Below are 26774 nucleotides of genomic sequence, written 5' to 3'. Positions count from 1 at the left end.
TGCTTGCATCTTTTTCGTCATATTTCACAAAAATGCTCGTGAATACACAAAGTATTCACTGCGCTTTTTGTTTCATCTGACGAAAAATCTGACAGCGCATCTGACGCACAATCTTTGTGCGGTATTGCCCTATCGGGCAACGATATTTTCATTTGCTCACAATATGATATATCGACTGAAACAATACCGATTTTCCAATCACTGCTTCATTGAAAAATGCAAGCTGACCTGCGCCGTGTTCTACAATCCATCCTGTCAGTTTCCCCATCATCACCAAAAGTAGAACAGCCTGCACACATCCGACAGCTGCACCTATTGTCTGATCTCCCAGCCGTCCCGTTTCGGTACGGCGCAGAGAGGATATACATTTTATTATAACCTGTAACAATGCAGAAATCAAGAGAAATAGAACAGAAAAAGTAAAAGTTTTAATCATCGGAACCATTACCGGACGAAGATAAAGCGCTGTCAATTTTTCTGCCGCATCCTCGGTATTACTGGAAAGCACCAGCGCTACAGACTGGATCGCCCGGTTTTGCAGCTGTGCTGTATCATTTGACGGCAGCAATGCATCCGTCATCCATTCCGGCAGTCCTGTGAACATCTGCTGTGCGGCGCTGTCGATAGACTGGGAAAGCCCCTTTTTCAGCCAGTCCGTGGGAATCCCCGTCTCCTGAGAAACAGCACTGTACAGTGCATCTGCCGCCTGATCCGGCTGGGCTGCGATCTGCTGCAATACGGCATTGTCCAGCTGCACGCCGTAGGATGAGAGCATCTGCTGCACTGTATCAGCCAGATGATATTCTTCCAGTTTCTGTTCCAGTACGGAAGCGCACGGCTCTGCCAGCCAGCGGTCATAAACATATTCCGCCGCCGGCTGCGCCAGGATCCCTGCGAGAAGTGCAGCTGCACCATAGCCCAGCAAGCCGGCAATGGAACGAAGCAGACCACGCTGCCATCCGCTCCAAACACAAAGAATGAAGATCGCCAGCACAGTCAGATCATAGAGCCACCAGGTTTGATTCATCCAAGCTTCCACGAATTACTCCTTAAAATCCACACGGTCGATCTGGTCATATCCCATCAGGAACAAGTAACCGTCCTGTTTGATGAAAGAGGTATAGGAACCTTCCAGTCCCACAGTTGCCAAAGCTGTTCCCCCAAAATCGTAGGATGTCACATTTCCGGGGCTCATGACAATGGCGTCGCCGTCAAACACACGCACTAGTTCTGCTGTATCATCCAGTTTGGTAACAGATACATCTGTGGCTGACTGATCCAGAAGAACCAGAGAGGTATCCCGTTTCTGATCGTCCTGAATAATCAGTGCTGCTCTTCCATTTTCCAGATCGGCGCTAACAAGCGTGCCGTTATAATTGTATGTGCCCAGCATTTCGCCGGCACTGCTATAATATGCACAGGCTGTATTTCCAACCACACACAGCGTTCCGTCCGACGAAAAGCCCGATTTCACCACAAGCGTATCCAGTGGCAGCGAAGTCCACTGTGTATCCTTCTGGCGGAACAAAACGCTTGTCACGGTACTTTGCAGCACGCCGTTTTCCACATTGATGGAAGTGTAGCAGCAACCCTCGCTGTCCTCGTGAAATGTCACATCAATGACATGTTCAATGCAGTTGCGCTGATAGATCCGTTTTCCCGTGTTGTCATATACGCTGATGGAACAGGCGTAGGAACTGGATTCTGTGACAAGGGCAACTGTTCCGTTTTTGCTGACCGTTCCGGAAATAATATCCTCGTCCACAGACTTGCTGTAGATATTTTTGTGTTTAGAATCCAACCGGAACGATGTCCCTCCGCTTTCAAACAACAATGCATATTTTCCGGCAGAGCGAATCATTGCGTTCTGATAAGCGTGCTGTCGGGTATCTCTGGAATCTCCGTGGAGAGAGTACAGATCCAGATAAGCGTCATGGAGCAAAAATAAGGTATCATCCACCAATTCCACCTGATAGCCTGTATTACCGGAAATGGTCAGCGGAAAATTTCCCTCAGCCAGTGTACCGTCATTCTGTGTTACGGTTTCATAACGGCTGCCGATTCCCTCCAGCTTGGGAATCCAGGCATCACGCTGAATATACAAATAGCCGCAAAAAGATGCGATCAGTAAAAAAATCACGAAATTTCGCAATCCCCGCAATCTGCTGCGCCGCTTTCGCTTTTCGATCATATCATCAGAATCATAGCTCATGCTTTTTCTGTTGTCTCCTTTCCTGCCGATATGTCATATATTTCGTTCAATGTCAGTTCTATCAATGTATATGTGTACCAATGTAGGGGCGACCATTGGTCGCCCGTATCACTGTTTGCAGCTGTAACAATACATTCGTATATCTCAATAAAACACCCGGTACAACGAAAGACCATGTGCCTGCGCCGTAATTCCGGCACGTGTCCGGTCACGAGATTCCAGCAGTGCATCCAGTTCGGACACAGGAATCCTGCCCTCGTTGACACTCAGCAGTGTCCCCACAAGAATCCTAACCATATTATACAGAAATCCATTTCCTTTGACAAGCAAAATTACGGTGTTCCCATCTTTTTCTATGGTAATGTCGTAGATTGTACGAATGGTGCTCTGCTTTTCTGTGCAATTTGTACAGAGCGCTGCAAAGTCATGTGTTCCCACAAAATGCTGCGCCGCTTCCCGCATCAACTTCACATCCAGTTTTCGCCGATAGTGCAATTCCAGATCCGTAGTAAAAGGATTTTTGCTCTCACTGTTGTGGATCCGGTACATATACTGCTTTGCCTGACAACTGAACCGGGCGTGAAACTCCGGCGGCATATCTTCCACAGACAAAATGGAAATATCCTCCGGCAGATAACCGCAGGCACCACGGATGAAATTCCGCGGCGGAATGGGCTTTTCTGTCTGCATGGAAAAGCAGAATTCCTTTGCATGTACTCCCGTATCCGTCCGGGAACAGCCCTGAATGGTCACCGGCTCGTTAAGCAGCTTGGAAAGGGATTCTTCCACCACTTCCTGCACTGTCAGTGCATTGGGCTGACGCTGAAAGCCGTGATATCGTGTGCCACGGAATGCCATGGTCACTTTCAGATTTCTCATGATGCCGTTTCCTCCGTTTCCGTTTCTGCCGGCAGTTCTTCCGGTTTCGGTTTTTCCGGAATCGGCTGCAGCAGCGGTCTCTTTCTTTTGCGTTCCAGCACATACAGCAGTATCAGGATCACAATTGCGCCACCAGAACACAGTGCACCAACCACAAATCCCTCCGGCTTATAGGTCAGCGTAATGGTATGTTCCCCGGCAGATATCGGCACAGCCACCATGGCATCACCCACCGGCGTAACGTCCGTTCTGACACCGTCCACTTTTGCAGTCCAGCCCGATTCATAGGGAATGGAAAAATAACACAGTCCATCCTCTTGGGCTGTCATAGTACCTGTCAGTCTGGTATCCGAAAATTCCGTCAGCGTGACCGCTCCGGCAGAAAGCTTTGCGTAACCTTCCGTCAAGACATCCTGATCCAGCTGGTATACATAGACCGTCACGATTCCTGAGGTCGCATCCTCCGGAAGTGCAACAGTAAGACCTGCCGTTTCATTTCCCTCATAGGTGCCCATCGGAAAAATATAAGGCTGCTTGGAAATACTATAAGATGACAGAAAAGCACCGTCCCGGGTAATTGTCACATTTGTTCCACCAGTAACTGTCATATAGCCATAGAGATCCGATATACGCTGGGTCTGATAATTGTATTGCAGACTGCGGTTTACCGCCCCAGTCTCTGCTTGATAGGTGTAATTTCCATAGCCATTTTTCAGAGCACTTGCCCCGGAATAATTCACATCCCGCACTTCTACTGCAGTGAACAGGGGCTGCTCAATTCCCGTCGCAAGGCGGAATAGCGTGTTCTGATTTTCAAAGGGGTTGCCGTCGGGCTGGCATTCATAGGATGCCAGATCGTTCTCTGTCTGGAATCCTATGGGAAGATCAAATGCATTCTTATAAGCCGTACAACCCGCATCCCTGGCAATGGATTGCCATTCCCTGTTGTCCAGTACCGAACCACTGCGGCAGATCAGATAGCGGATACCCGTGAACATATTGGTCACCGGCGTGGAGCCGCCGTAATAATAACGATTCCCGGCTTCTGAGGCAGGCAGCCCCAGAGCAAGCATCCACTTGGAGATACTCTCATTTGCCATGGAAGAAAACTGGGACAAACCATGATAGCCATACAGCGCCGGATCGTTCAGCGTGTACCAGGTGGACATCTCTGTACGATAAAACAGAGTATCATCCTGTGCATCGATTTCCTCCAGAAGTGCATCCACCGATGCCTCCGCCGTGGGGTAGCTGGCATAATCGGAAGTTGAAACCTCTTCTGTGCCCAGCTTTACATTTTGGAACAGCTCAAATGCCAGCACAATAGATATGGCTGCGCAGAACAACTGCTTGTTGAAAAACTGGCGGAAATAAAGGAGAATGATCACGGCATAGAGAAGTGCTGTGATTAGAGACCAGTAGACCGCACGATTTTCCTGGATGTGATAAGATACCAGGAACACAAGGAACGCCATAACCAGCATCGCAAGTACATCCCAGATTTTCAACTTTTCCTCCAACACCAGCTGGAATCCCCGATATGCCAGCGTCAGCAGCACAAAGGAGAACAGGAACGAAAACCGATAGGGCAGCATATTCGGGAAATGGAACCCATGCCAGATAAAGTTCAGCACATTGCAGTTGCAGCTCACCATCAGAAATGCCAGCACCAGAATGGCGGCGATTTTTTCCCGGATGCGTATTTTTCCGGAACGCAGAAAGGGACCCATCAGCACGAGACTCAGAACACCGCACGCCAGATTGGGAAGTCCATCTTTGGAAGTGGGTGCATGGTAGCTGATCAGATTCGCCAGCAGTGTCTGCCAGTTTTCATAAAACTGCACCATGGTGGGAAATACATTGTTGACGCTGTAGGTCAGCTGTAAGCCGTAATATGCCGGCAGAAGCACTACTGCCGCCAGAGCACCGCCCAGCAGAGAACAGCCTGCCATGGCAAGCGTTCTGCCCGACAGCTGGCGTGGTCTCAAATAGAATACACAGAGGCAAAGATAGGCAATGACAGCAAATATGCAGGTGAACATGCCGATGTAGTAATTGGAAAACAAAGACAGCCCCAGCGCAATGACATAGAGCCGGTATTTTCCGTCCCGCACCAGATAGACCAGTCCCAGCACCACCAGGGGCAGCAATGCCACAGTATCCAGCCAGATGATATTCCAGTAATAACCCAGAATATAGCTGCACAGGGCATACATTACGGAAAACAGGCAGAGGGAAAAGTCATTGCGCCGGAATGTTCCTTTCAGAAACAGTGCAAAAAACAATCCTGCAAAGCCGACTTTCAAAAGCAGTTCAACCGTGACTGCCTCACGCAGTACAGACTCCGGCACAAGGGCAGTCAGCAGATTCAGCGGACTTGCGGCATAATATGCCATCATAGACAGAAAGTTCGTTCCCAATCCCGAATCCCATGTATAAAGAAGGGAACCGCCGCTTTGCAGCTTTTCATGGAGCAGACGTAAAAACGGATAGTACTGATGCCAGAAATCCGTCACCAGAATCTGCCGGTCGCCAAAGGGATGGACATCCTGCAATACAAGGCCAATGCCCAGAAAAATCATGGGAATGAAAAAAGACAGCAGCAAATACAGCTTTGGCTCTTTTTTCCGGGCAGCATATTCTGCATGATTCAATGTCTTGGAATGCAATATTGTCATGAGATTGGTTCTCCTCACCAGATGATTTTCACTGCAACCGCAGCGGCGAACAGCAGAATGGTCACAGTCATAGCTGCATAGTCCCGTCCGGCAGCGTGCAGCTGACGCATTTTGGTTCTCCCGGTTTCTCCCCGGTAGCACCGGCATTCCATGGCAGTGGCAAGTTCCTCTGCCCTGCGAAATGCAGACACGAACAGCGGCACCAGAACAGGCACCAAAGCTTTTGCACGCTGTATCAAATTTCCCTCACTGAAGCTTGCGCCACGGGCTTTCTGTGCGGTCATGATCTTATCCGTTTCCTCCAGCAAAGTGGGAATAAACCGCAGTGCAATGGTCATCATCATGGCAAAGGCGTGCACCGGCACATGGATCTTTTTCAAAGGCGAAAGCAGCCGCTCAATGGCATCTGTCAATGCAATGGGCGATGTGGTATAGGTCAACAAGGACGAACCGATGAGCAGTATCACAATACGCACGACCATGAGGATCGCTGTCCTGACGCCATCCTCCGTGATCTGGAAAAACAGCCATTTGAAATACACCTTGCCGCCGTCAATGAAGAATAAGTCCAGCACTGCCGTAATCATCAGGATCACCAGCAGAGGCTTGATACTTTTCCAGATCAGGCGCACCGGAATCCGGGACAGTGCCAGTGCCAGCAGGCAAAATATTATTCCAAAGATCAGCGAATACAGATGTTGTCCCATAAAGAGCATGGCAATAAACAGCAGGGTCATGACGATCTTAAACCGGGGATCCATGCGGTGTACCACGCTGTCTCCGGGAAAATATTGTCCGATGGTAATATCCTTCAGCATCCGCCTCTCGCCTCCTTTTTCCGGTACAATGCCAGAAGTTGTTCCTTTGCCTGTTCAACAGTAAAGATATCATCGTCAATGGACAGTCCCTGTGCCCGGAGCGCAGCACAGACACGTGTGATCTGAGGCACTGCCAGCCCAATGGACTGCAATTCCTGTGCACGGCGGAATACATTCTGCACCGTGTCGTAACAGAACACCTTTCCGGCATTCATCACCAGAATCCGTTCTGCGTGGCGTGCTACATCCTCCATACTGTGGGAGACCAGCAGAATGGTGCTGCCGGTTTTCTCCCGATACGCATGAATCTCCCGGAGAATCTCCTCTCTGCCACGAGGATCGAGACCAGCAGTCGGCTCGTCAAGAATCAGCACTTCCGGGCGCATTGCCATAACTCCGGCAATTGCCACACGGCGTTTCTGACCGCCGGACAGCAGAAAGGGTGACTGCTCCAGGATTTCTTCCGAAAGTCCTACAATGGCAGCCGTTTCTTTGACCCGTGCCTGCACTTCCTCTTCTGCCAGACCCATATTGCGGGGACCGAAAGCAATGTCCTTTGCCACTGTTTCCTCGAAGATCTGATACTCCGGATACTGAAATACCAGTCCCACCCGGAACCGCACCTGACGCATCCCGGACTTGTCCGACCAGATATCTACGCCGTCCAGCTTTACGGTACCCTCTGTAGGCTTCAACAAGCCGTTCAGGTGCTGGATCAGAGTGGATTTTCCCGATCCCGTATGCCCGATCACCCCAACAAATGATCCGGACGGAATTTCCAGATCCACATGATCCACTGCAGTCTTTTCAAAAGGCGTCCCGATCCCATAGCGATACGTTAATCCCTCGGTTTGTAATGTAGCCAAACACTCACCTCATTTCACGCAAGCTGTTCCAGCAATGCCAATACACAATCTTCTTCTGTAATAATGTGCGGATCCAGTTCCAATCCGCACTGCCGCAGTTCATACACCAGTTCTGTCACCTGCGGCACGTCCAGCCCCACCTGCTTCATCTGTTCCACATGGGAGAACACTTCCGCCGGCGCATCGTCCAGCAGAATCTTCCCTTCATCCATAACAATGACACGGTCTGCCTGTGCTGCTTCTTCCATATAGTGGGTAATCAGCACAATGGTAATGCCATAGGTGTGATTCAGCATGCGGATGGTCTTCATGACCTCACGCCGTCCCTTGGGGTCCAGCATAGCGGTAGGTTCATCCAGCACGATACAGGACGGACGCATGGCAATAATGCCGGCAATGGCAACACGCTGCTTCTGACCGCCGGACAGCTGGTTAGGCGCATGCATCCGGTATTCGTACATTCCCACAGCTTTCAGAGCATCATCAACCCGCCGACGTATCTCCTCCGGCAGCAAGCCGAGATTTTCCGGACCGAATGCCACATCCTCCTCCACAATAGTTGCTACGATCTGGTTATCCGGATTCTGAAAGACCATTCCCACACGCTGGCGGATATCATAGAGTTTTTCGTCGTCGCAGGTGTCTATGCCGGACACGTACATATGCCCCTGCGTGGGCACAAGGATGGCATTCATATGCTTTGCCAGAGTGGATTTGCCGCAGCCATTATGCCCCAGAACTGCCACAAAGGAACCAGCTTCCAACGTCAGGGAAAGGTCTTTCAGAATCTCCGGCGAAGCAGTTTTGCCGTCCTCGTCGGTGTAGTGGAACGACAGATGCTCTGCCGCAATACGGATTTCCATGGGAGTTCCTCCTTCCAAATCACTTCGGTTTCATCAAAATCACCAGAACGGCCACCAGCACAATGACAGCTGCCCCGAACAACAAATAGGGTGCCCAGAACAGGACGACAGAACCGACTGTGCCAAAGGTATTGCCATAAACCAACCGGTAATCCAGATAGTTGACCGCTGCTGCGAAGCCGTCTGCCAGCAGGGAGAGAAAGCCGATCAGAACGGCAATGCATTGTTTCCGATTCATGGGATTCTCACTTCTGCCATATTGCCGTAGAACCACAGGGCAATACCATACCGCTCTGCTCCACAGGCAGTCCGATCTCATCGGCGGTCACACTGCCGCCGAACTTCGGCTTCAGCACACTGCCCAGAAGATATCCCATAACTGCCGGAGAAAGCCCGGTAGTATAGCTGTTCAGCAGGAAGAACAAAGGATCATCGGACAGAACGCCAGCGCAAAGCTGCACCAGATCGTAGATGTTTTCCTCCAGCTTCCAGACCTCGCCGCCCGGTCCTCTGCCGTAGCTGGGAGGATCCATAATGACCACATCATACTTTCTGCCCCGGCGTATCTCCCGTGCCACAAATTTTTCGCAGTCATCCACGATCCAGCGCACAGGCTTCTCGGTCAGTCCAGACAGTGCGGCATTTTCCCGTGCCCACTGCACCATGCCTTTGGATGCATCCACGTGACACACCGATGCGCCTGCCGCTGCACAAGCCAGGGTCGCACCTCCCGTATAAGCGAACAGATTCAGCACGGAAATGGGTCGCCCGGCATTCCGTATTTGCTCTGCCATCCAGTCCCAGTTCACCGCCTGCTCCGGGAACAGTCCCGTATGCTTGAAGCCGGTGGGCTGAATCTTGAAAGTCAAGTTCAGCGGTTCATACTGCATTTCCCAGGAGGTAGGCAGTTTTCTGGCAAATGCCCAGCTGCCGCCGCCGGAAGAGGAACGGCTGTAGTGACCGTCTGCTTTTCTCCACGCCGGATGGGCTTTCGGGGTTTTCCAGATGATCTGGGGATCTGGGCGCACCAGAGTGACGCCGTTCCACATTTCTAGTTTTTCCAGTTCGGATGTGTCCAGAATCCGATATTGTTTCCATTGATTTGCTGCTCTCAATTTGGATTGCTCCTATCTTATTTTTTCATTTTCCACGGACGTGCTTTTCCAATCCAGCCCATTTCCTTCCAATACACTACATCCGGCTCACACCATCCGTTTTTTTGCATCAATCGCATGATGAAAAAGAACCCTTTAGTTTTCATGCCGGGCTTGACAGCGCCGCATCGTCTGCGAATACGCTTTGCCAAAGCAGTCATATGTTTCTGATACTTTTTCTGCCGTTTTTCCGGTATCTGTTCCCATGCAGTGGCACGCACTGCTGCTCCATACTTATAAATCTTCGGAATACCCCAGAAGAACATGCTGTCTGCCATATCCTTGAGCGTAGATCTCATGCCGGCACCTGCTGCTGTTGCAATACAAACAACTTGTTTCGAAAACATGGCGCTTTCCGGACGATGCACCATCCAGCGATAGCCATAATGATCAAGCCATGCTTTCATTGCACCGGTAGCATGATACACATAAACAGGGCTGGTCAGAATCAAAACATCTGCTGCATCCATCGCCTGTGTAATAGGCTTTAGCTTCTCGTAATGCGGACAAAGCTTCTCGGATTTTGCAAAGCAGCTGGCACATCCCACACAGAATTCTCCAAAATCTCTGGGAAGAAAAAACTCTGTCACCTCTGCGTCAAGCTGTTCCGCCAGCATTTTCCCCAGATGGTAAGTCGAACCCCTGTGATTCTGTCCGTGGATCATTACCACTCGCATATCTGACGCCATCTATTTACGCCCCTGCAAAAATCTTGACCTGCTCCGTGATCGCCTGTGCCGCTGTCTCGATCTGCCGGGCATCCTTGCCCTCGACCATAACACGCACCAGCGGTTCGGTGCCGCTTTCCCGGACAAGAATTCTGCCGTTGTCGCCCAGTTCTTCTGTGTACTTTTCAATCAGCGCAGCAATATCCGCATCCTCCTGCCAGTGTCCCTTTTTCTCTGCCGGAATGGTTACATTGTACAGCACCTGAGGGAATGTCTCCATCAGCTCTGCCAGTTCGCTCACCTTCTTGCCGGACTTTTTCAGGATCTCCATGAGCTTGATGCCGGACAGTTCTCCGTCACCAGTGGTCGCTTCATCCAGGAAAATAATATGACCGCTCTGTTCGCCGCCGATATTATAGCCACCGGCAAGCATCTGCTCCAGTACATAGCGATCGCCTACCTTGGTTGCCATGGTATTGATATTGTTCGCCTTGGCAAAGTGGAAGAAGCCCAGGTTGGTCATAACTGTCACAACGGCAGTGTTGCCCTTGAGATTCCCCTCCTGCTGCATCGCCTGAGCGCAGATGGCAATGATCTTGTCGCCATCAATGAGCACACCGTTTTCATCTACTGCCAGACAACGGTCTGCATCTCCATCAAAAGCAAGCCCCAGATCGCAGTCATGAGTCTTGACATATTCCATGAGCTGTTCCATATGGGTGGAACCGCAGTTCTTGTTGATATTGGTGCCGTCCGGCTCTGCGCTGAGCATATGTACCGATGCACCCAGACGAGTGAACAGAGCTTCTGCTGTGGTAGAAGAACTGCCGTTGGCGCAGTCCAGTGCCACACGCATCCCTGTACAGTCCGTATGGATACAGCTTGCCAGATAGGAAATATAATCCTCCTTGGCATTTTCATATGTAGAAATCGCACCCACATTGATATGGGATTGCAGAACGATCTGTTCCGGATGGTCAAGAATCAGTGCTTCGATCTCCTCTTCAATGGCATCCGGCAGCTTATATCCCGTAGATGCAAACAGCTTGATGCCATTGAATTCCACGCTGTTGTGAGATGCCGAGATCATGACACCGGCATCGGCACCCTTCGTCCGTACAAGATATGCCACTGCTGGCGTAGGAACAACACCCAGCTTTACTGCTTCTGCACCGACAGAACAAATGCCGGCACAGAGCGCAGCCTCCAGCACATCGGAAGAGATACGAGTATCCTTGCCGATGAAAATTTTTGCGCGGTGTTTTGTTTCCTTTGTCAGGACAAGTGCTGCGGCACGACCGATCTGCATCGCCAATTCGCATGTCAGTTCTGTAATCGCAACGCCTCTTGCGCCATCTGTTCCAAATAATCTACCCATAAGTCATAGTTTCCTTTCATCATAAAATCATATTGTCTATTTTTATTGTTTTCGAAAAAACTTTTACATCAATCCGCCAGGGACATCTGTCCCTCCATACCGCCGTTCACATCCGGCTGACGATAGCCCAGATGCTGATACGCCAATGCAGTGGCGCAGCGTCCTCTCGGTGTTCTTGCCAAAAAGCCCAGCTGCATCAGATACGGCTCACAGACATCTTCCAGTGTCACCGTCTCTTCACCCAATGCCGAAGCAAGGGTCTCCAGACCCACTGGACCGCCACTGTAGCCTTTGATGATCATTTCCAGCATCCGACGGTCATTGCTGTCCAGTCCCAGTTCGTCGATCTCCAGACGATCCAGTGCCATATGAGCGATCTCCTCTGTGATCTCACCGTTACCGATGACATCTGCAAAATCCCGGACACGTTTCAGCAACCGGTTTGCAATACGAGGTGTTCCTCTGGCACGGCTGGCAATTTCCGTTGCACCGTCAATGGTGCAGGGTATTTTCAGGATCATTGCACTGCGGCGTACAATATCCGTCAGCTGTTCTGTCGTATATAGTTCGAGCCGTAAAATCACGCCGAACCGGTCACGAAGAGGACTGGACAACTGTCCAGCTCTTGTGGTTGCTCCCACCAATGTAAAGGGATTCAGATCCACACGCAGAGAGCGGGCAGAGGGGCCTTTTCCCATAATGATATCAATGGCGTGATCCTCCAGTGCTGGGTAGAGGATCTCCTCTACCTGTCGGTTCAGGCGGTGGATCTCGTCAATGAACAGCACGTCATTCGGCTGCAAATTCGTCAGGATCGCCGCAAGATCGCCTGCTTTTTCAATTGCCGGGCCTGTGGTTACACGCAGATTCACGCCCATTTCATGGGCAATGATGGATGAAAGCGTCGTTTTACCCAGTCCCGGCGGACCGTACAGCAGCACGTGATCCAGAGAATCCCCGCGGCGTTTCGCTGCTTCAATATATACCGCCAGATTTTCCTTGACTTTATCCTGCCCGATATATTCCACCAGATTCTGAGGGCGAAGCGTCACTTCTACTTCGTGATCCTCCTCCACCTCTCTGGGTGTTACCATCCGGTTGTCAAACTCCATATCGCTGGTTTCGATCATACTGTCTCACTCCTTTTTCCCCTGCTTATGCACGATTCTTTCCGAATTCCTGCAATGTCCGCCGGATCAGTTCCGACGAGGACAAGGTGGGATCTAGTTTTGCCACAATAGGTGCCACTTCACTCTGGGTATAGCCCAGAGTGACAAGTGCTTCGATTGCCTCACCCACATTGCCGGTGGACTGGGATGCCGCAGATACTGCCGCTGTTTCCGTTCCGGCAAGAAGTCCGATGGATTCTCCGGCGATCTTATCTTTCAACTCCATGACAATGCGCTGTGCCGATTTCGCACCGATACCTTTGGTACGAGTCAGCGCCTTGCTGTCTCCGGATGCCACTGTCAGCAGGAACTGATCCGGCGACAGGTCAGACAAGATGGAAAGGGCTGCTTTAGATCCTACGCCGGAAACCGACACCAACAGCCGGAAGCACTGCAATTCCTGTTTTGTGGCAAAGCCGAACAGTTCCGCTGCATCCTCCCGGACAGACAGCACCGTATACAAAAAGACAGTTTCGCCTACGCTGCCCAGCTGTCCCAGGGTATAGAATGTCGTCCGGCAGGCATAACCCACGCCGCCGCATTCCACCACCGCCAATGACGGCTCCTTTGCGATCAGTTTTCCATGTACACTATAAATCATACGGTATCTCCTGTTCTGATTTTTCGCTCCTGTAACTGCACACCAGTTGCGCAGTGACCATGACAAATGGCAAGTGCCAGTGCATCTGCTGCATCGTCCGGCTTCGGGATCTGTGCCAGCTTCAGAATACGCCGTGTCATATCCATGACCTGCCGCTTTTCCGCCTTGCCATAGCCTACAACTGCCTGTTTCACCTGAAGCGGCGTATATTCATACAGTGGAATGCCGTGCTGCTCTGCACAGAGGACAATGACGCCGCGCGCCTGTGCCACATCAATTACTGTTTTTTGATTGGAAGTAAAATACAATCGTTCAATGGCAATACAGTCCGGCTGAAACCGTTTCAGCAGAAAGTCCAGATCGTCATAGATCGCAGTCAGCCGTGCCGCAAACCGAGTTCCGGCTTCTGTGGTAATGGCACCATATTCCAGCGGTGTGAAATCCGAACCGTGGTATGATACCACGCCAAATCCCACAATGGCATAGCCCGGGTCTATTCCCAGAATCCGCACAAGACATCCCTCCTATCTCCCATTTTCCGCGAAACATTACACGTACATTTCATTATAGCACAAAACAGGAGTCATTTTCAATAGCTATTCAAATTTTTATCTTGATTTTTGAAAAAAAATTGTGTATAATGGGAAGTAAGGCGGCGCAGATGCCGCAGATCATCGCAAGGAAAGGACTTCGCCATGGAACTGAGTGAAATTCGAGTTGAAATTGACAAGCTGGATCGACAGATCCAATCCCTGTTTGAACAGCGCATGCTGCTCTGCCAGGATGTTGCACGATATAAAAAGGCACACAATATGCCGGTTTTTCAGGCAGACCGAGAAAAGCAGGTGCTGGATCGGGTGGAACAGAATGCCGCTGAGGGACTGGGACTTGCCTCCCGCACCATGTTTGCCAATATGATGAGCATCAGCTCCCAATTACAGCAGAAAATGCTGATTGCAGCAGAAGAAGCACCGGAAATCGGGTTGCCGCACATGGAAAAAGCAGTGAAAATCGGCTGTCAGGGCACCGTAGGTGCAAACTCCGAGACTGCTGCTCAGGCGTTTTTTCCGGGACGGGAGATCCGGTTCTACCCTACTTTTGAACATGTGTTCGAGGCTGTGGAATCCGGCGAACTGGAATACGGCGTACTGCCCATCTACAACAGCACTTCCGGTACCGTGACACAGACAGTGGATCTCATGGGCAAGCACAGTTTCTTCATTACTGCCATGAATCAGGTGGAAGTGACCCACTGTCTGGCAGCCCTGCCTGGCACAACTCTGGACGACATTGCCTTGGTATATTCCCACCCCCAGGCACTTTCTCAGTGCAGCGATTTCCTGGATGCCCATCATCTGCCGAGACGGGATTACAGCAACACCGCTACGGCAGCGCAGATGGCGGCAGAAGCCGGTGACAAGACCATCGCTGCTATCTGTTCGGAGGAATGCGCACAGTTGAACCGCCTGGATGTGATCGCCTCCCGCATCTCCAATGTGGTACCTAACTACACCCAGTTCATCTGCATTACGAAGAATATGCAGGTCAGCCCGGATGCATCCGTCATTTCTGTTATGCTGACCATTTCCAACGAACCGGGCAGCCTGAGCCGGATCCTGAACAAGTTCTTCCTGTACGGGCTGGATATGACCAAAATCGAAAGCCGTCCCATCCGGAATGGCAGCTTCGATGTAGTATTCCACATCGACTTCAAAGGAAATCTGCGTGACCGCAGCATTGCCGCTTTTCTGAACGATCTCTGCAAGAGCTGTCAGGAATTTAAATTGCTGGGAAATGCTGTTGTCATGGAATAATTTTCATATATCATAAAATACAAACCGACCTGCTTTAGAAAATGCAGCAGGTCGGTTTTTTCTATTCGGTATCAGTATCGTAATAGTCGGGTTTTTGTGTGGTCAAGCTGTCCAATGCCACATAGCCAGGCGCAATATCAGGGTTCTCAAGCCGGATAATAAATTTTTGTACAGTATCATTCTGCATGACGACATATACATCCATTCCCCCTCCTCCAGTGAATTCCAGTTCGTCTTGCGGAGAGATAAATGTACCTTCTGCTTCCATGGCTTTGGTTTTCCCTACATATTCAGCACCGGCAGTTTCTTCCGGCGGATCACAGGATGCATCCAGACCGTAGTACACAGTGCCTTGATAACAAATTGCAGATGCAGTGTCTCCGGCTGGCAGCTGATTTACACAACTCGTTTGAACTGGTAAATTCGATTCCAGTAAATCTGCTGATTCTTGTTCATCATGAGATTCACATCCTGTGAAAAGGTAAACAAAGCCAATATTCAAAATTGCAACTAAACATAAAAAACTTTTTTTCATATCACATCATCCTTCACAAGCAGACCATCGCCATTCACTAAATTCTGTACCTTGCCAATCATTTGGAACGGCATACACAAATGATGTTTTTCCCTGCATCATCTCTGAAGAAACATATACTGAGGTCAAGTACTCTGTGCGGTTTGAATCACCTATATAATACAAGGCATATCCCTGATACACTTTTACACCACACAAAAGAACAGCGTGATATACATTTGTACCACTAGATGTTTGTCCAGATAAATCTACATGTATAGGATTATTTTTCTGAATATGTGAAGTAACCTCCGAACAAGACATGACTCCATCTGTCATCATAGAAGCCATATTATACGCATGATATCCTTTTAAAACCCAAATAATACTTCCATCCGGCGTTCCACCATATGTATGTTGTAATTTGCTATATACCGCTTGACATGGCATACTTGTTCCATGATAGTAATTATATTTTGACGCAATACATGCTGCCCAACATAACCCTTTTCCATTCATTAATGCATTAGCTGCAAGAGGAACATCCAAAACATTATTATAAAGAACACTTTTCTGCATAGGAATGCTTGCTAAATCGATTTGGCTATCTATTTCAATTGGTGTTACATTAGCATTTACACTATTAAAGTAGTCTAATCCTGTCACCACATCGCCCGAATCGGCATGATAATATCCATTTTCGGTATAAACAAGAAATTGATTTCCATAAAAGCCCAAACAAATTGAATCGCCAATAGCATATTCAGATTGCAATTTAGAATAAGTTGTTTTATCGAATGAAGAATAGAAATTCCCCTCAACTTCCTGTACTGTTAAAGTTCCAAATATGTTTTCATCAGAAATAACAAAATATATATCCTTACAATCAACACCAGTTGAAAAATCATAAACATCCATTTTTTTACTAATATTCGCAATTCCACTGTCACCAATATTTTCTTCTTTGAGATAAGCATGAAGAATATCAGATACATATTGTTCATAATCATTCTCATTTTCCACCATATTATCAGCATAAGCTGACAACGACGCTGTACTTCCAAATAGATTTAATGCAATAACTGAAGATATGAATTTTAATGTTGCTGTTTTTATTTTCATAATAAGAATCCTTTTCTAATAAGATAATACACATTTGAATTTTAATATTGAATTCTATATATATGATAACATATAAAAACCACCATGTCAATATCCAACATAAACAAAATTAAATAAAATATATGTATACACTAAACAAATAAAAGCCACCCGGTTCTTTCCAGGTGGCTTTCTCTTTTATGAAGTCTTTTTCGCTTTTTCCTGCCGCAGGAACACCATCCGCAATGCCAGTGCTGTAACGATCAGCATCAGCACGCCGCCGCAGATGATCCAGCCCATAACGACATTGCGCATATGGTAAATATCAGAATAAGAAACCGTTGCCAGGATAATATAATCCCCACTGGTCTGATAGTGCACCATTTCTGTCTTGCCGTCTGTATTTTCTATATCGAACTTACCCTTTTTCTTTTGCAGTTTCCCCGGATCATACTCCGCTTTTTTGCCGATCTGGGACGAGTCGGTACAGCTGATATATTTCAGCGTATCCGTTTCCAGAATGGCAGTAGTTCCGGAGGAATACAAGGGCATATCCGATGCCACATTCGCCAGATCTGCATCCTGTAGAAGTGACACCATGGAATTCGCAGAGAATGTGATCTGTACCAGACCATTGCCACCATCCAGAGCCGATGCCGCCACAATGGTGGGCGTGTCGGATTCCAGCAGGAACAGCACTTCAGTATACACCGTATCTTCCAGATGGCTGCGGAATTCCTCCCGGATAGAAGTGCCTTCCCCGGAAGGGTCTGTGCTTGCAACCACATTGCCGTCCACATCTGCAACGCTGATCATATCCGCATCCACTGTGACACGCAGTTCCTCCAGCGTACGATCATCCGTAATAAAAGAACTGTCCTGCGCCAGCAGCATGGCGATGGTTCTGGTTTTTGCTGCATATTCTTCCTTGAATTCTTCTGTCAATGTGGTGGTAGTATTTTTATTTTTCTCCAGATATGCCTCCACCGAACCGATATTCGTGTCGATCTGTGCTATCACATCGTTCTGACTCACCACACCGACGGTATACCCAGCAGTCAGTGCAAGTACCGCTATGACTGCGGCTAAGCTGAGAAGTACCAGACGGTACATTTTGAAAAATTGTTTCATCCTTTGCTGAAGCACACCTGCCTTACTTTGCGGCAAAATTCTGCATCATCCGGAATCCCTCGTCAATATAGAGACCGGTTGCCTTTGCGGTTTTTTCGCTGAACGTTTCCGGACCGTTTTTCGGATCACGGCTGTCGTAGATCAGGAACGGAATGGGGTCATTGGTATGGGTCTTCAGAGAGAGAGGCGTTGCATGGTCAGGCATTACCAGCACCTTGAACTCACCCATTTTCTCCAGCGCACCCACTACTGGGCCGAGAATCTTCTTGTCAATGAGAGAAATGGCATCTGCCTTGTTCTGGATCTCTGCACGATGACCGCACTCGTCCGGTGCCTCTACGTGAATGTAGACAAAATCCTGACCACGTTCAAATTCCGCAATGGCAGCCGCAGCCTTGCCGTCAAAATTGGTGTCAATGTAACCGGTAGCGCCTTCAACTTCCACGATATCCATGCCGGAGAATTTACCAATGCCCTTGAGCAGATCCACTGCCGAGATCATGGAGCCATGGAGACCATACTTTTCCGCAAAGGGATCCAGGTTGGCACGGACGCCCTCACCCCAGAGCCAGATGCTGTTTGCCGGACGCTTGCCTTGCTTCATACGCTCCTGGTTCACGGGATGGTCTTTCAGTACATCATAAGAGCGCACCATCAGATCGTACAACGGTGCGGCATTCTGGCTATGACACAGGGGCAGATAGTCCTTCACCGGCTGACCTGTGATATCATGAGGCGGTGTCAATCCGCCCAGATCGGTGGTACCGTGATCCCAGATCAGGCAGTGACGATATGCCACACCGGTATAGAACCGGAATGTTTCCGTTCCCAGTGCCTCCTGGACTGCCTGCATGAGGATCCGTGCCTCTTCAGTGGAGATATCGTCAGCGCAATAGTCCACCAGCGTGCGATCTTCATAGTTGGGTTCATCGCTGAGCGTCACCAGATTGCAGCGCAAAGATACGTCTGTGGGCTTCATATCAATACCGATGCTGCCTGCCTCCAGCGGAGAACGTCCGGTGTAATACTTCATGGGGTCATAGCCCAAAACAGAGAGATTTGCAACATCGCTGCCCGGCTTCATGCCGTCCTGCACGGTTTTCACCAGACCAACAGTGGATTTTTTTGCCAGCGCATCCATATTCGGAGTATCCGCAGCCTCCAGGGGTGTCTTTCCGCCCAGTGCATCCACGGGATAATCCGCCATACCATCACATAAAACTACCAGATATTTCATCAGATAAGCCTCCTGCTCTCACTTTTTTCAGAAAATTGGGTGTTTTCCAATTTGTTCGTTATTCATTATAGCATATGCGCCGGATTTTGTCCAGCGTTTCCGGTGGGATTTTTTCGTTTGGTATTCATTCTCCCCAAGTGCAGAGCCTTGTTGTACCATCTGAGTTCAGATAAACCGCCTGTTCATTGCCAGCAGTATTTTTGGTGGAAAAGCACACACGCCACATACAGCTTTGTGCATCATATTCTACAGCAATTTGATTATAGGAGATTGTAAGCTCATTTTTAGCAAGTGCAACTGCCTGACCTGCATTTGTAACGGATGTTTCCTGGGTATTCGAGAATCCGTTGGTTTTTACACCTGCTCGCTGAATATCCTCAAATTGATAGACATCTGCATCATGGGAAAAAGAAAAAGATTCAACGCTAATTTGATTTTTATGTACACAATATGCTGTCAGCAAAAACATTCCGAACAGAATACAAAGAAGTATGTTTCTGTATTCTGCATCATTTCGTTTCATATCTTCTCTTACCTTTCTTCCATTTTGTTCATTATAACACAACAACAACATTTTTTCAACTGATTTTGAAACTCGGATTTTTTCATCACAACTTGCATTTCCACGTAAACTATGCTATAATAGCGAAAAAGAAATTTCTATCCCGGAGGTATTTCCATGGTACTCGCCATTGATATCGGCAACACCAACGTTGTCATCGGCTGCTTCCAGGAGCAGCAGATTTTATTTGTGGAACGTATTTCCACCAACCAGAATGCCACGCCCCTGGAGCTTGCCATTTCCATCAAAACGATTCTGGAAATCTACGAGATCCGCACAGATGAGATCGAAGGCAGCATTATCTCTTCTGTTGTGCCGTCTATCAACAATTCCATGCGCAAGGCAATTGAAAAGATTGCACGCTGTCCGGTGATGATCGTAGGTCCCGGCATCAAGACCGGGCTGCAGATCGCCATCGACAATCCGGCGCAGCTGGGCAGCGACCGTGTGGCTGACGCTGTAGCAGCACTTCACGAATACAAGCCACCTATCGTTATCATCGACATGGGCACAGCAACTACCCTTTCCGTCATTGACGCCCAGCGGCGGCATATCGGCGGCATCATTGCGCCAGGCGTTGGCATCTCCATGAACGCCCTCACGGAAAAGACTGCGCAGCTCCCAAAAATTTCCCTGGAGCCGCCGAAAAAATGCATCGGCAGCAATACCATCGAATGCATGAAAAGCGGCATCCTCTATGGTGCCGCAGGATGCATTGACGGATTACTGGATCGAATCACAGATGAACTCGGCGAAACGCCCACATTTCTCGCCACAGGCGGCATGTCCGAATATATCATCCCCCACTGCCGGCATGAGATCGTACTGGATAACATGCTGCTGCTGAAAGGGTTGCAACTGATATATCAGAAAAATATCGGCGCATAAATCTATCTTATAGGAAACATTGGCACTTGGGAATCCCCCTTGTGCCATTTTTTGAATTAGGGCAATAACGAACAAAGATTGTGTGGTGTTGCCTTAGGGCAATACCGCACAAAGATTGTGCGTCAGATGCGCCGTCAGATTTTTCGTCAGATGAAGCAAAAAGCGCAGTGAATACTTTGTGTATTCACGAGCATTTTTGTGAAATATGACGGAAAAGATGCAAGCATATGACGTGCAAAGCCGTCAGGCGCTCTTTGTGCGGTGTTGCCTTAGGAATGAAGAATGTTGGTATCGCCTGCGGAGATAAATGAGAGCGTGTTCACAAATCCCCTCTTTGGTCTAACTGTCCGCTTGTCTGCATAGGATAGAGCAAACAAACGCCGCCGGACGGCGAAAAGGAGGAGTTCCACATGGACTTGAAAATCAACCGGGAGATGATCCCTGTCACGGAAACCATTCTGGACGATATGCAGGAGCAGAGCGTTGAACTGGATTATGTACTGCCTGACTATGACCCAGATATCTTCCGAATCATCGGCTGTGAGATTCAGCCCACCGTTGTCAACTACACCACCGGCACTGACCGCATTACCTATGAGCTGCGTGCCGATATCCGGGTGCTCTACTGCGGCTCCGGCAGTACCCTGCTGCAATGCGTCTCACAGCAGATGACATTTTCCCGCAGCATTGAGCTGCCCCGCCCCACCGATTCCCCTACCGTACATCTGCGTCCCAAAACCACATACGCCAACTGCCGTGCCGTCAGCCCACGCCGCCTGGAAGTAAGAGGTGCTGTCTCTGTTCAGATCCGTATAACAGGCGACCGCAAGCAGGAGGTCATCCGGGATGTCTTTGGGATGCATGTGCAGCTGCGAAAGATTCCGGTGGAATATGCCGCACAAAAACGCTGCGCTATGAAAAATATGATCCTCAGTGAAGATATCGAACTGGGCACTTCAAAACCGCCCATCCGCAATATTGTCCGCAGTGAAGTACGGCTGGATCACCAGGAGCAGTCCATTCTGGCTGGAAAGCTCATTGTCAAAGGGGAAGCTGAAGTGCATTTTCTTTACACCTGGCAGCGGGAGGACGGTTCTAACGGTCTGGATCAGATGCAGTTCACCATCCCATACAGCCAGATCGTGGATATGGAACAGATCGACGACAGCTACCGGGGCAATGCCGATGTTCAGGTCATCCGCTGTGATCTCAAGCCTACCGCCGGAAAAAACGGTGCCATGGATCTGCTCCAGTGCGAGATCGAACTGCGGATGCGCTGCACTGCTGTGAAAACTGCCGCAGTACAGCTGGTAACTGACGCTTTCTCCACGTTGTATCCCTGTGAGCAAAGCACCGTGTCCCTGCAAATCGACATGGCACCAGAGCCGGTACACGCCAATCTGATGTGCAATGCGACCTTGCATCCGGGAGATACCATTCCAGAGTGCATCTATGACCTGCACTGCCAGGTGCGCAATATCAACATGCAGCTTCTCTCTGACACCAACCGGATCCGTGTAAGCGGTATGCTCTGCTGTAGTCTGCTGGCACGGGATACAGAAGGTATGCCTATGCTCCTGGAAAAAGAAGAGGCATTCGAGGTATACACCGATTCCGACACGCCTGTGGATAATGCCACGCTCCAGGCACAGGTGGAACCCACAGATTGCACCTATCATCTGGCATCCGATGGCACCATTTCCGTCAAGGCAAATCTGCTGCTACACGGCACCCTCTGTCCCTCAGCAAGACATACCTGCCTTTCTGATCTGACTGTGGATGGTGAAAACAAACTGGTACGTGACGGCGACTATGCGCTGAAGCTGTATTACGGCGTGGAGCATGAAAATGTCTGGGATATTGCAAAGCGGTGTCACACCAGCGTTGGTGCCATCATGGAGGAAAATGAACTGACAGATGAACAGCTGACCACACCAGGTATGCTTTTCATTCCCATCGTCCACTAACAAGTGTGTACAGGAGGCGCAGATAGAATGGCAAATGATATTTATGCAGACATTGCTCGGCGTACAAGGGGCGATATTTATGTGGGCGTGGTCGGTCCCGTCCGTTCGGGAAAATCCACTTTTATCAAACGGTTCATGGAACAGCTGGTCATTCCCAACATCCAGAGCGAAGCCTGGCGGGAACGTGCCATTGACGAACTCCCTCAGTCTGCCGGCGGCAGAACCATTATGACCACAGAACCGAAATTCATTCCCGAAGAAGCCGTGGAGCTGACGCTGGGAGATGCAGCGAGAATGCGGGTGCGTATGATCGACTGCGTGGGCTATATTATCCCTAGTGCGCTGGGGTATATCGAAAACGAACATCCCCGGATGGTACATACCCCGTGGTTTGACCAGGAAGTCCCCTTCAATATGGCAGCAGAAGTTGGCACCCGAAAGGTCATTGCAGAGCACTCCACCATTGGTCTGGTGGTCACTACAGACGGCAGTATTACTGATCTGCCCCGTGCAGAATATGCCGCTTGCGAACAGCGTGTCATTGAAGAATTGCAAGAACTGGGGAAACCTTTTGCAGTTCTGCTCAACTGCCTGCATCCCCATACGAAAGAAGCCAAGGAATTGGCGGCAAGACTCCAGGAGCAGTATAATGCGCCGGTGATCCCCGTAAGTTGTCCTGACTTGGACGAAAGCGATATCCGCACCATTCTGACCGAACTGCTACGGGTGTTTCCCGTCCGGGAAATCAACGTGTGCATGCCCCACTGGATCGCCGAGCTGGAGAAAGACCACTGGCTGCGTGATTCCGTCTTTTCCTGCATTCGTCAGGCAGCGTCGGAGATCCATACCATCCGGGATACGGATAGCTTTGCAGAAGCCGTACGCACCTGTCCTTATGTAACAGATGCAGCCATACGGGACATTGACATGGGTTCCGGCGGCGTGACCGTGCAGATCGGCATTGATTCTACGCTGTTTTATCGTATCCTGGGCGAGGCGACCGGGCTGGATATCCACGGCGAAAACGACCTGCTGCCCATTCTCATGGAACTGAGCCGGATACAGAAAGAATACGCCAAGATCGAACCGGCACTGCGTGAGGTAGAGGCAACGGGCTATGGCATTGTCATGCCTGATCAGGAGGAAATGACCCTGGAAGAACCGGAGATCATCAAGCAGGGCGGCAGATACGGCGTGCGCCTACGTGCCTCTGCACCGTCTATTCACATGATGCGTGCAGATATCCGCACCACAGTAAGCCCTATTGTGGGAACGGAACGGCAGAGCGAAGAGCTGGTCATGTATCTGCTGGAGGGCTTCGAGGAAGACCCCACAAAGATCTGGTCATCCAACATCTTCGGCAAATCACTCCACGAGTTGGTGGGCGAGGGTCTGCACAACAAGCTTTCCAAAATGCCCATGGACGCACGGCTGAAATTGCAGGAGACGCTGCAGCGTATCATCAACGAAGGATGCAGCGGATTGATTTGTTTTATCTTATAATTTTGATTCAGAAAAAGGCTGATGCACAGTAAATGCAGCAGCCTTTTTTTGCTGATATGATCCAAAATGTATCATGGGATCGATCTCGTATTTTCTTTTTTCAGTAGAAATTGTAAAAACAGCAGATATAACACCATGCCATAAAAGGAAACATTTCGAACGCCAAGCGCAAATGCAGCACAAAATAGTCCTGCTGAGAAGCATAGACTGATTCCATTGAGAATTTGTATTGTCCGATCGGGCAGCAGATTCATAGCGGAGAGTGCAGCATACAAAACTGACCCACCGTCCAGATGTGAATAGGGCATGAGATTAAACAGCCCCAATCCCAGATGGAGCATTCCGAATGCATTTACGCCTTGGACTGCCACAAGAATTCCACCAAAGAACAGATTTGCAAGTGGACCGGCGAGAAAAACGATTTCGTCCTGCCAATAGGCAGCATAATCCCCTGCCGGTTGAATGAGAACACCTGCGCCGCAAAGCATCACCTTCTGCACCCGGCGATGAAAGCACTCCATAGCTATCAGATGCCCCAGTTCGTGCAGCAGGCAGGCAGATAAGATTTCCCAAAGCATTCGCTGTCCACCGCTGAGTGCAATCCATGCAGCAACTGCAAAAAAGCTGAAATCCACACAGAATGTTATACCATGCCAAGACAACCGAATCATCCGGCGATCCACTGCTGAACCGCCTTCAGAAAGCTGTCCAGCCATGCAATGGGCGGTGCATCTCTATGAGCTGCATACTGTGACAAAAGCATCTCCTGCCATTCGGGCTTTATCCAATGGAGTGCAAATACACAAAGCACGAGAACCACACAGAGAATACATTGCGTCAGAGCCACATCATCTGCATGCTGTTCTTTTTTGGGCACTGTATCGCCAATGATCTGAATTGGTTCAGAAGAAATCATCTCCTGACGTTTCTCCATGTCATTTTCTTTGAATTCTTCCATGTCATTACGCTCCTTTTTCGCAAGTATAGCCTATCTCTTCTGATTCACTTTATGTCCTATACGCAAAAAATATGCCTTTGTCACAGCTTGTATGACAAAGGCATAGGATATGGATGGTTCAGGGCAATACCGCACAAAGCCGCAGGCGTTCTTTGTGCAGTGTTACCTTATCGTTCTTCCTCAGACGATTCCTTTTGAATTTTAAATATCACACGAAACAAACCAGACAGCAAACGCGGGCTCTTCACAACAACAATTTTCATCTCTGTTCCTCCTTTCAGGTTCAATCCAGTATATTCCGCATAACGAAAAAAGGTGCGTCTATATATCGCAAAAGAATGCAAAAAGCCCGGACAGTATTTTTTCTCTCTGTCCGGACTTCACACAGTCTTCCCCAATTATCATGTTTATTTTTTATCAGATATTCGGGAAGAGACCGATCTTATTCAGTTCCCAATTTTTCTGCTCGTGTGAGTTCTGTTGTCTCCAGTTCATAATCACGTGGCATTCCATCGTTGTTTTGACAGTTCTATTCATCATTATGCTTCTGTTTCTGTAATATTGAATTGTTCCTGTCTGTATCTGTCTGTTCGTAGCATACGTCAGAGCCGTTTCAATAAATCATGTGTAATGCTAAAGACAGATAACACCAAACGTATGAAAAAATTGGCTTTCTGTGATATCAACTCGTTTTTTCTTCGATTCTTTTGTTATCTACTTTTTTTATCTTTATTGATCTGTCCGTTTGTCTTCAATCAGAGATCAGCATTTATACCGGACATTTTTGATTTTTCCTGCAATCAGCATTCCGCTCAGCACCAGCATGGACAAAACAACACATCGTCCTGCCATCTGCTGCCGCAGAAGAAATAAAACCAAAATCACTGCACTTTCTAGCAGCCATATATACATTGTACGCCGCCGGAATACCCTTTTCTCCATTTCATCCAAAGGTTTATTCGGATCCTCCACCGGTGCCAGTTTCCAGAAAACAACACCGGAGACCAGGTATGCAGCTCCGTCATATCCGATCTGTTCCGGAACAAACCGCAATACTGTCAGAACGGCAGCGATCATCAAAATCGAATAAACATAACAGCGCAAAGGCGTTTTGGCATGAAATCCACCGGCATAGCTGCGCAGCGGTATGTAGGCAGCAGTAAATATAACGCTTTCCCAGATCATACCAAAGAGCCATCCGATTACAAGCGTTGTTATCCAATTCAACAAAATTGTCAGAAGCTGTCTCACGCCATACCGGCAAAGCTCCAGATTTTCTGATTCGATCCTGCCGTTCTCCGCAAGGGATTCTGTAATCGTATCTGATAGTTTCGTGAACATCAGAATTTGCGAAGTTTCTTTGCATTCTGCGGCAGTTCTTCCTGATGTGTCAGATAAATACATGTGGAATTCACTGTCATAACTGTCATCAGCATGGCAAGAGATGCGATCATGCCGCCAAATAAACTGTATACCTTCAGTATACTCTTCTTCATCTTCCTGTCCTCCATTTCGTTTTTTTATACTAATCCCTTAAATGGAAATAGATAAAATTGCGAGCAGAAAATTTGTCAGTCTAGGAGAATACCGCAAGATGGGCTTTCGCCCATTGAGAATAAAGGGCGACGAATGACGATATTTATGCCGCAAGTTTATCTAGGGCAATACCGCACAAAGATTGTGCGTCAGATGCGCCGTCAGATTTTTCGTCAGATGAAGCAAAAAGCGCAGTGAATACTTTGTGTATTCACGAGCATTTTTATGGCAATACCGCACAAAGATTGTGCGTCAGATGCGCCGTCAGATTTTTCGT

Annotated in this window: 28 protein-coding genes; 4 read left to right on the top strand and 24 right to left on the bottom strand. The window is 48.9% G+C overall.

Features of this window, described 5'->3' with window-relative positions; genetic code table 11:
* Positions 1-148: 148 nt before the first annotated feature.
* The 14 genes from Q0418_RS04175 to ruvC form a co-directional block, all read right to left on the bottom strand.
* Positions 149-1039, bottom strand: coding sequence for a CvpA family protein (locus Q0418_RS04175; protein WP_298482532.1), 891 nt, complete (start codon positions 1037-1039; stop codon positions 149-151).
* Between the two features lie 3 nt (positions 1040-1042).
* Entirely contained in the window at positions 1043-2212 is a 1170-nt protein-coding gene (locus tag Q0418_RS04170; RefSeq protein ID WP_298482530.1) for a DUF5711 family protein, read from the bottom strand.
* Positions 2213-2356: 144 nt separating this feature from the next.
* Positions 2357-3091, bottom strand: a complete 735-nt coding sequence (gene truA / locus Q0418_RS04165; RefSeq protein WP_298482529.1) for a tRNA pseudouridine(38-40) synthase TruA — start codon at positions 3089-3091, stop codon at positions 2357-2359.
* Entirely contained in the window at positions 3088-5769 is a 2682-nt protein-coding gene (locus tag Q0418_RS04160) for a YfhO family protein (protein WP_298482527.1), read from the bottom strand. The genes truA and Q0418_RS04160 overlap by 4 nt, the downstream gene beginning before the upstream one ends.
* Positions 5770-5783: 14 nt before the next feature.
* On the bottom strand, positions 5784-6587 hold the full coding sequence (locus tag Q0418_RS04155; protein WP_298482525.1) for an energy-coupling factor transporter transmembrane protein EcfT: 804 nt from the start codon (positions 6585-6587) through the stop codon (positions 5784-5786).
* Complete coding sequence (locus Q0418_RS04150) at positions 6581-7453, bottom strand: energy-coupling factor transporter ATPase (RefSeq protein ID WP_298482524.1); 873 nt, start codon at positions 7451-7453, stop codon at positions 6581-6583. The genes Q0418_RS04155 and Q0418_RS04150 overlap by 7 nt, the downstream gene beginning before the upstream one ends.
* Positions 7454-7467: 14 nt before the next feature.
* Entirely contained in the window at positions 7468-8316 is an 849-nt protein-coding gene (locus Q0418_RS04145) for an energy-coupling factor transporter ATPase (RefSeq protein ID WP_298482522.1), read from the bottom strand.
* Positions 8317-8335: 19 nt separating this feature from the next.
* The gene (locus Q0418_RS04140) at positions 8336-8554 is read right to left on the bottom strand and encodes a hypothetical protein (protein ID WP_298482520.1); all 219 of its coding nucleotides are present in this window, start codon (positions 8552-8554) and stop codon (positions 8336-8338) included.
* Positions 8555-8561: 7 nt separating this feature from the next.
* Positions 8562-9431: a class I SAM-dependent methyltransferase gene (locus Q0418_RS04135; RefSeq protein ID WP_298482518.1), complete on the bottom strand. Its 870-nt coding sequence runs from the start codon at positions 9429-9431 to the stop codon at positions 8562-8564.
* A gap of 17 nt (positions 9432-9448) precedes the next feature.
* The gene (locus tag Q0418_RS04130) at positions 9449-10159 is read right to left on the bottom strand and encodes a flavodoxin family protein (protein WP_367276220.1); all 711 of its coding nucleotides are present in this window, start codon (positions 10157-10159) and stop codon (positions 9449-9451) included.
* A gap of 4 nt (positions 10160-10163) precedes the next feature.
* Entirely contained in the window at positions 10164-11516 is a 1353-nt protein-coding gene (gene glmM / locus Q0418_RS04125) for a phosphoglucosamine mutase (protein WP_298482516.1), read from the bottom strand.
* A gap of 68 nt (positions 11517-11584) precedes the next feature.
* Entirely contained in the window at positions 11585-12646 is a 1062-nt protein-coding gene (gene ruvB, locus Q0418_RS04120) for a Holliday junction branch migration DNA helicase RuvB (RefSeq protein WP_298482514.1), read from the bottom strand.
* A gap of 25 nt (positions 12647-12671) precedes the next feature.
* Positions 12672-13286 carry a Holliday junction branch migration protein RuvA gene (ruvA, locus tag Q0418_RS04115; protein ID WP_298482511.1) on the bottom strand — a complete coding sequence of 205 codons (615 nt, stop codon included), beginning with the start codon at positions 13284-13286 and terminating at the stop codon, positions 12672-12674.
* Entirely contained in the window at positions 13283-13798 is a 516-nt protein-coding gene (gene ruvC / locus Q0418_RS04110; protein WP_298482509.1) for a crossover junction endodeoxyribonuclease RuvC, read from the bottom strand. Before ruvC ends, ruvA begins: the two co-directional genes overlap by 4 nt.
* 183 nt (positions 13799-13981) lie before the next feature.
* Here ruvC and Q0418_RS04105 point away from each other — a divergent pair, with 183 nt between their 5' ends.
* A complete protein-coding gene (locus tag Q0418_RS04105) occupies positions 13982-15100 on the top strand; it encodes a bifunctional chorismate mutase/prephenate dehydratase (protein WP_298482508.1) in 1119 nt (372 codons plus the stop codon).
* Positions 15101-15161: 61 nt separating this feature from the next.
* Here the strand turns inward: Q0418_RS04105 and Q0418_RS04100 are convergent, their stop codons facing one another.
* The 5 genes from Q0418_RS04100 to Q0418_RS04080 all read right to left on the bottom strand — a co-directional run bounded on the left by Q0418_RS04100 (position 15162) and on the right by Q0418_RS04080 (position 19606).
* The gene (locus Q0418_RS04100) at positions 15162-15635 is read right to left on the bottom strand and encodes a hypothetical protein (RefSeq protein WP_298482506.1); all 474 of its coding nucleotides are present in this window, start codon (positions 15633-15635) and stop codon (positions 15162-15164) included.
* Between the two features lie 6 nt (positions 15636-15641).
* Positions 15642-16736, bottom strand: a complete 1095-nt coding sequence (locus tag Q0418_RS04095; RefSeq protein ID WP_298482505.1) for a hypothetical protein — start codon at positions 16734-16736, stop codon at positions 15642-15644.
* Between the two features lie 177 nt (positions 16737-16913).
* On the bottom strand, positions 16914-17846 hold the full coding sequence (locus Q0418_RS04090) for a hypothetical protein (RefSeq protein ID WP_298482504.1): 933 nt from the start codon (positions 17844-17846) through the stop codon (positions 16914-16916).
* Positions 17847-17868: 22 nt separating this feature from the next.
* Entirely contained in the window at positions 17869-19083 is a 1215-nt protein-coding gene (locus tag Q0418_RS04085; RefSeq protein WP_298482502.1) for a cofactor-independent phosphoglycerate mutase, read from the bottom strand.
* Between the two features lie 124 nt (positions 19084-19207).
* A complete protein-coding gene (locus Q0418_RS04080; RefSeq protein ID WP_298482500.1) occupies positions 19208-19606 on the bottom strand; it encodes a hypothetical protein in 399 nt (132 codons plus the stop codon).
* A gap of 156 nt (positions 19607-19762) precedes the next feature.
* Between Q0418_RS04080 and Q0418_RS04075 the strand changes: the two genes are divergently transcribed.
* The 3 genes from Q0418_RS04075 to spoIVA all read left to right on the top strand — a co-directional run bounded on the left by Q0418_RS04075 (position 19763) and on the right by spoIVA (position 24003).
* A complete protein-coding gene (locus Q0418_RS04075; RefSeq protein WP_298482498.1) occupies positions 19763-20533 on the top strand; it encodes a type III pantothenate kinase in 771 nt (256 codons plus the stop codon).
* A gap of 410 nt (positions 20534-20943) precedes the next feature.
* Complete coding sequence (locus tag Q0418_RS04070) at positions 20944-22500, top strand: DUF3794 domain-containing protein (RefSeq protein ID WP_298482496.1); 1557 nt, start codon at positions 20944-20946, stop codon at positions 22498-22500.
* A 27-nt stretch (positions 22501-22527) separates the two neighbouring features.
* Complete coding sequence (spoIVA, locus tag Q0418_RS04065) at positions 22528-24003, top strand: stage IV sporulation protein A (RefSeq protein ID WP_298482494.1); 1476 nt, start codon at positions 22528-22530, stop codon at positions 24001-24003.
* Between the two features lie 71 nt (positions 24004-24074).
* Here spoIVA and Q0418_RS04060 read toward each other — a convergent pair whose 3' ends face one another.
* The 5 genes from Q0418_RS04060 to Q0418_RS04045 all read right to left on the bottom strand — a co-directional run bounded on the left by Q0418_RS04060 (position 24075) and on the right by Q0418_RS04045 (position 26457).
* Entirely contained in the window at positions 24075-24581 is a 507-nt protein-coding gene (locus Q0418_RS04060; RefSeq protein ID WP_298482492.1) for a hypothetical protein, read from the bottom strand.
* Between the two features lie 89 nt (positions 24582-24670).
* The gene (locus Q0418_RS04055; RefSeq protein ID WP_298482490.1) at positions 24671-24961 is read right to left on the bottom strand and encodes a hypothetical protein; all 291 of its coding nucleotides are present in this window, start codon (positions 24959-24961) and stop codon (positions 24671-24673) included.
* 167 nt (positions 24962-25128) lie between these two features.
* Positions 25129-25224, bottom strand: a complete 96-nt coding sequence (spoVM, locus tag Q0418_RS11000) for a stage V sporulation protein SpoVM (RefSeq protein ID WP_367276219.1) — start codon at positions 25222-25224, stop codon at positions 25129-25131.
* 499 nt (positions 25225-25723) lie between these two features.
* The gene (locus Q0418_RS04050) at positions 25724-26302 is read right to left on the bottom strand and encodes an accessory gene regulator ArgB-like protein (RefSeq protein ID WP_298482488.1); all 579 of its coding nucleotides are present in this window, start codon (positions 26300-26302) and stop codon (positions 25724-25726) included.
* A complete protein-coding gene (locus tag Q0418_RS04045; protein ID WP_298482485.1) occupies positions 26302-26457 on the bottom strand; it encodes a cyclic lactone autoinducer peptide in 156 nt (51 codons plus the stop codon). Before Q0418_RS04045 ends, Q0418_RS04050 begins: the two co-directional genes overlap by 1 nt.
* Positions 26458-26774 lie beyond the last annotated feature (317 nt).

Origin of the sequence: uncultured Ruminococcus sp., from assembly GCF_937915125.1 — a bacterium.
Classification (GTDB): domain Bacteria; phylum Bacillota; class Clostridia; order Oscillospirales; family Ruminococcaceae; genus Ruminococcus_C.
This window is presented reverse-complemented; position numbering and strand designations above follow the sequence as displayed.